Origin of the sequence: Mesorhizobium sp. M7A.F.Ca.CA.002.09.1.1, assembly GCF_003998555.1 — a bacterium.
Lineage (GTDB): Bacteria > Pseudomonadota > Alphaproteobacteria > Rhizobiales > Rhizobiaceae > Mesorhizobium > Mesorhizobium ciceri.
Genome location: NZ_RZRR01000337.1, coordinates 1 through 5,441, shown reverse-complemented (window position 1 = coordinate 5,441; position 5,441 = coordinate 1). Strand labels below are relative to the sequence as shown.

The window sequence follows — 5,441 nt, the reverse complement described above, 5'->3', positions numbered from 1 at the left end:
CGCTCGATGCGATCGCCCGCGACGATCCCAAGGCGGCACGATCGGTCGTCGACGAATTGTCGGCCTTTGTCTCGGCCAAACCCGAGACCGCGGCCGGCCGGCGCGAGCTGGCCGAATTGCGCGGCGAAATCATCGACGGCGGCAATCTCGTGCGCCTGGCGGAGGCTGAAATTCTCGGACCACTCGATGCCAGAGCGAAAGTGATGATTCTCGAAGCTGCCAAACGCGTCTCGCTGGTGACGGCGGTCAGTCCACGCGCACTGGTCGATGTTGCCTATGTCGTGTTCGAGGCCGGGCGGCTCATTCGGCGCCTGTCGGAACTCTATGGCGGACGGCCGGGAACGCTGGGTTTCTTCCGCCTGGCGCGCAGCGTTCTGGCGCATCTGGCGGTAACCGGTTCGATCGCGGTCGGCGACAGTGTCGTCCAGCAGATCGTTGGCCACGGCCTGGCCGCGCGCCTTTCGGCCAAGCTTGGCGAGGGCGTCGTCAACGGCATGATGACGGCGCGCATCGGCATCGCCGCGATGGAGACGGCTCGACCCCTGCCCTTCAGCGCCGCCAAACGTCCCGGATTGGGCGACTTCCTCTCGGCGCTGACATCGTTCGCAACCAGGAAAGACGGTGCAACGACCCCCTCCGGCAAGTGAGCCGGGCTGGAGTGTCCGGGCATTCGGAATCGTTACCGGACTGCTCTGCGGCGGCCCCGCGGTGACGAAGCATTAACCAATCTTGTTCATGGTCAGACCGGTTCCAAACAGCATCTTTGTTGCCGGGTGTCGTCGATGAAAAGCGTAATTCTATCCAGCGTCCTGTCCCTGGCAACGGTGATTACGACAGTCGTCGGCATTGCCGGAGTGGCCTCTGCGGCGGAGCCGGACAAGCAGTTCTTCCAGTCTGCCGAAGGCAAGTGGATCGGTCCCGGCGAAATCGTCGCCGGCAAGTACAAGGGCACCAAGTTCAACTGCAGCTTCACCGGCTCGACGCCCGACGGCAAGGTCGGCATGTCGCTCGACGGCGGCTGCCGGGTCGGTATGTTCACCCAGCCAATGTCGGCCAAGATCGAGCGCAAGGGCCGCGAGGGCTACAAGGGCAGCTTCATGGGTGGCGCGACCGGTTCCGGCCTCGACATCATCGGCGGCAACGTCGTCGATCCCCGCAAGGTGGTCTTCACCATCAACCGCAACCAGCTGCGCGGCGTCATGCAGGCTCGCATCCCTGACGACAATTCGATGACGGTGACTATCGCCGTGCGCGTCAACGACCAATTGGTGCCGGTGATCGGCATGAGCCTGAAGCGGGTCGACGCGGTCGAAGTCGGTTCCATCGCGCCGAACTGAAATCGCGCCGAACTGAAAAATCCGAAGAAAAAGGCGGCGACCCAACGGTCACCGCCCTCTCACTTGAGCCCATCGAATCAGGCGCTTAGGCCTTGATCTCAAATCAGGGTGTCAGCCCTTGATCGCGGCCGTCACTTCGTCATAGGCCTTGCAGGCGTCGGCCAACGTCGTGGTGCCCTGATACTTGGTTGTCACCGCCTGGACCTTGGCGGTCAGATCAGCCGCCTTGGCCGGGTCCTTGGTGATCGCCTCCTGAAGTGCTGCAGCCATGTCCTGCGCCTTCTTGGTTGCGATCTCCGCCGTGCACTCAGGCGCCTTCGAGCAAGCCGAACCGGCAAGCACCGCCAGGCCGACGGCAACAAACAAAAACTTCTTCATGTCAGTCATCTCCTCAAAAAGGGCGCGACTTGATCGTCGATCACCCTCCAATGGCCGAAGCCGAGCGTCCTTAGCCTTCGATTGCGGCAAGATGCAACGTGTTCCCGGCCTCAACTTGTGTATCGCGCCTGCAACATCGCTGGCGGCAGGATTTGAGGCTACTGTGTCGGCGGCTGCAAAGTTCAGCTGCGAGGCTGCAGCAGCGCCAAGACGGCGGTCGATGCGGCAAGGATAGCAGTCAGAGTCAAAGGTCCAGTCGCGCCATAGGTGTCCACGACATAGCCGCCGACAACCGCGCCGATGGTGATGGCAATTTGGAAAGAGGTGACCATCAGGCTGCCCGCTGCCTCCAGCGCATCAGGCGCCGCGCGCGACATATTGGCCGGCAGCACCACCGGCGCCATGCCAAAGGCGAACCCCCACAGCGTAACGAAGCCGAAGGAAACGCCGATACGCGAGCCCCAAAGCACCAAAGTAAGTGCCGCAACCGCCATCAACGCCGCGGTGACTGCGAGGGCCATGTGGATGTTGGTGTCGGCCATGCGGCCGCCGGCAACATTACCGATCACGGCAGCGACGCCAAACCCGAGCAGAGCCAAGGCAATCGGTCCGGTTGTAAGGAGTGTCACCTGTTCGAGGAAGGGACGCACATAGACCGAGCCGGCAAAATGCCCCGTCATCAGCAAAAGGATAGCCAGCATCCCGAGTTGGATGCCGCGCCGCCGGGTCAGCCGAAATACATCTGCAAGGCTGTTGCTTGCCGTTGCGGGCAAGGTCGGCAGGCTGAGAAACTGCAGCAGCATGGCAAGCGCGGCCAGCCCCGCCGTCATGGCCATGGCACTGCGCCACCCTATCCAGTCACTGATCAACGCGCCCATCGACGGTGCGGCAATGGTTGCGAGCGAGACGCCCAGGGTGACGATCGCCATGCCCCGACCTGTCGCGCTGGCGCCAACCAGCCTCGCCACAACGGCGACCGAAAGTGCCCAGAAAGCGCTGAGAGCGATGCCCAGCCCGGCGCGGCCCAACAGCAACAGCCAGAAATCGGTCGCCAGCGCCGCCAGGACATTGGAACCGACCGCAAGAGCACTGAGACCAACCAGCACCGCCTTGCGGTTCAAGCGGCCGATGAGAACATTGCTCAACATGGCCGTCACGGCGCCGACGGAAGCGGTGGCGGTGACTACCTGTCCGGCCGTCCCCTCGCTGATGCCGAGATCGCGTGCCATTGGCGTCAGCAGACCTGCGGGCAGGAATTCGGCCGACACCAAGGCAAAGCTGGTGGCCGCCAATGAAATGACCGCGAACCAGGTGGCTGCGCTCCACGCGGCTGGTGCATCGGCATCAAGGCCAGTCGCGGCGTCTTCAAGCTGTAATGTTGTGTCAGTCACGGAAAGATCTCCAAAGTTTGGAGGTCTTAAATAGGCGAGTCCGCTCGGATGATATGTATCTTAGAATCCGAAATTCATATCCATTCGTCCGGGAATTGTGCGACGCACAACGCCCGGCGAGACATTGGTGATGCGCTTGAACGCGCGCGCGAAGGATGCCTCCGAATCATAGCCCAAACGGGTAGCGACTTCGGCAACCGACAAGCCGTTTTGGCCCAGCAATTCGCGGGCAAGCTGCATGCGCAGGCGGGCGAGATAGTGTGCGGCACCCTCCCCCAATACCGCACTGAAACGCTCGGCGAAAATCGAGCGCGATTGGCCTGCCACGCCGGCCAGGCTTCCCAGCGTCCAGTTGTGGCCGGGGTCGCGGTGCATGGCCGCCAAAGCGCGGCCTATATGGGGGTCGCGGATGGCTGCGAGCCAACCGGTGGTCGAGGCTCCATTGCAATTGACCCAGCAGCGTATGAGCCGGGCCGTCAGCAAGTCGGCCATACGCGACAGAATCGTGGCGCTGCCCATCTGCGGCTGCGAGGCCTCCACCGTCATGGCCGCCAGCAAAGGACCGACGACCGGGTCATTGCCGGCCACGTCGCAACCCTTGATGACAGGCGGCATCAACGTGATCAATGGGTTGAGCGCATAGGAGTCCAAGGCCATGGAGCCGCAGAAAAGGGTGCTCGTCGCGCCCGTTCCTTGCCGTACCACTTCGCAGACGTTGCCCCCCAACTTGATCACCTGGCAACCTTCGAGCGAGCCCCCTGCAACGTCCGGCGCGCTCGCCAGCCGATGGGCGATGCCTTGCGGCAGCAGCACCAGATCGCCATCGCGCAGCTCCTGCCAACCTTGCGATTCAGTATGAATCCAGCATGGGCCCTGGCCGACAAAGTGAAACCGAAGCAGCTGTTGTTGCGGAAAGTCTATGCTCCATGGGTGCCGGAGTTCGCAGCGGCCATAGTTGACACCACTCAAGCGAAAGTCTTGCAGAACTTCGCTGAGCGCATCCATCGGGATATGTGGCGGCGAGGACGGCCGGGACGAATGGTCAAACATATACGCAATATAGATGCCGAACGTCCGGCAGGCAAGCGGGGACCGTTGTTCCACCAGGTCAATCACTGCAACGGCACCCTACCCTTTCCGGCAGATTTCTCGCCTTGCCTCCCGCTCCAACTGCATGCAAGGAGTGCTGCAAGACACAGGGACAAGAGGCATGGCGGCGGAAGCATCGGGCAGTGATCTGGTTCAGGTGGTGGCGCTGCTTGCTGCCGGTGTCGTCGCCGTTCCCATCTTCAAGCGCATGGGCCTCGGCTCGATCCTCGGCTATCTGGCTGCCGGCGTGGTGATCGGCCCGTTCGGCCTCGGCGTCTTTTCCGAATCGGAAGCCATTCTTCATGTCGCCGAACTCGGCGTGGTGATGTTCCTGTTCATCATCGGGCTGGAAATGCAGCCATCGCGGCTCTGGGGCCTGCGCCGCGAGATCTTTGGCCTCGGTGCGTTGCAGGTCGGCGTCTGCGCGCTCCTGCTGACCGGGGTCGGCATGGCTGGAGGGTTTCCAATCGCGCAATCCTTCGTCGCCGGCGCCGGGTTCGTGCTGACCTCGACAGCGATCGTCATGCAGCTTCTCGAGGAACGCGGCGAAATCGCCGCGCCGAAAGGCCAGCGCATCGTATCGGTCCTGCTGCTCGAGGATCTTGCCATCGTGCCGCTGCTGGCCCTGATCGCGTTTCTGGCGCCCGGCGGTGCCGACACCAGCCTATCGGAGCGGCTGACCGAGGTCGGCATCGGCCTCGCCGCGATCGTCGGCCTGGTTGTGGCCGGCCGTTATCTGCTCAATCCGTTCTTCCGCATCCTGGCGGATGCCCGTGCCCGCGAGGTGATGACGGCGGCGGCACTTCTGGTCGTTCTCGGATCCGCGCTCGCCATGCAGCTCAGCGGCCTGTCGATGGCGATGGGCGCCTTCCTGGCCGGTGTGCTTTTGTCCGAATCGACCTTCCGCCATCAGCTCGAAGCCGATATCGAACCGTTCCGCGGCATCCTGCTCGGTCTGTTCTTTCTCGCGGTGGGCATGTCGCTCGACCTGCATGTGGTCGCGGCGAACTGGCGGCTGATTGCCATCTATGTCGTCGCCTACATGGTGATGAAGGCATTCGGCATCTACATCGTCGCCCGTATCCTGAAAACCAGCCACCGCGAGGCGCTTGAGCGCGCGGTCTTCATGGCGCAAGGCGGTGAGTTCGCCTTTGTCCTTTATTCGGCGGCCGCGGCGGTCGGCATCATCGACGGCAACGCCAATGCGACGCTGACGGCGATCGTCATCATCTCCATGGTGCTGACG

The 5,441-nt window shown here is 62.8% G+C and carries 6 protein-coding genes; 3 read left to right on the top strand and 3 right to left on the bottom strand.

Annotated features, from left to right (window positions below):
* The coding region (locus EN994_RS16230) for a TIGR01620 family protein (RefSeq protein ID WP_127307644.1) at window positions 1–647 on the top strand (647 nt) is incomplete at its 5' end.
* 135 nt (window positions 648–782) lie between these two features.
* Complete coding sequence (locus tag EN994_RS16225) at window positions 783–1,337, top strand: hypothetical protein (protein WP_024503535.1); 555 nt, start codon at window positions 783–785, stop codon at window positions 1,335–1,337.
* 111 nt (window positions 1,338–1,448) lie between these two features.
* On the opposite strand, the gene EN994_RS16220 is transcribed toward EN994_RS16225, so the two are convergent.
* The 3 genes from EN994_RS16220 to EN994_RS16210 form a co-directional block, all read right to left on the bottom strand.
* The gene (locus EN994_RS16220; protein ID WP_024503536.1) at window positions 1,449–1,715 is read right to left on the bottom strand and encodes a hypothetical protein; all 267 of its coding nucleotides are present in this window, start codon (window positions 1,713–1,715) and stop codon (window positions 1,449–1,451) included.
* A gap of 182 nt (window positions 1,716–1,897) precedes the next feature.
* Window positions 1,898–3,106 carry an MFS transporter gene (locus EN994_RS16215; protein WP_127307643.1) on the bottom strand — a complete coding sequence of 403 codons (1,209 nt, stop codon included), beginning with the start codon at window positions 3,104–3,106 and terminating at the stop codon, window positions 1,898–1,900.
* 60 nt (window positions 3,107–3,166) lie between these two features.
* Window positions 3,167–4,156 carry an AraC family transcriptional regulator gene (locus EN994_RS16210; protein ID WP_063170228.1) on the bottom strand — a complete coding sequence of 330 codons (990 nt, stop codon included), beginning with the start codon at window positions 4,154–4,156 and terminating at the stop codon, window positions 3,167–3,169.
* A 160-nt stretch (window positions 4,157–4,316) separates the two neighbouring features.
* Between EN994_RS16210 and EN994_RS16205 the strand changes: the two genes are divergently transcribed.
* Window positions 4,317–5,441: monovalent cation:proton antiporter-2 (CPA2) family protein (locus EN994_RS16205; RefSeq protein ID WP_206530411.1), on the top strand; the 1,125-nt coding region annotated here is incomplete at its 3' end.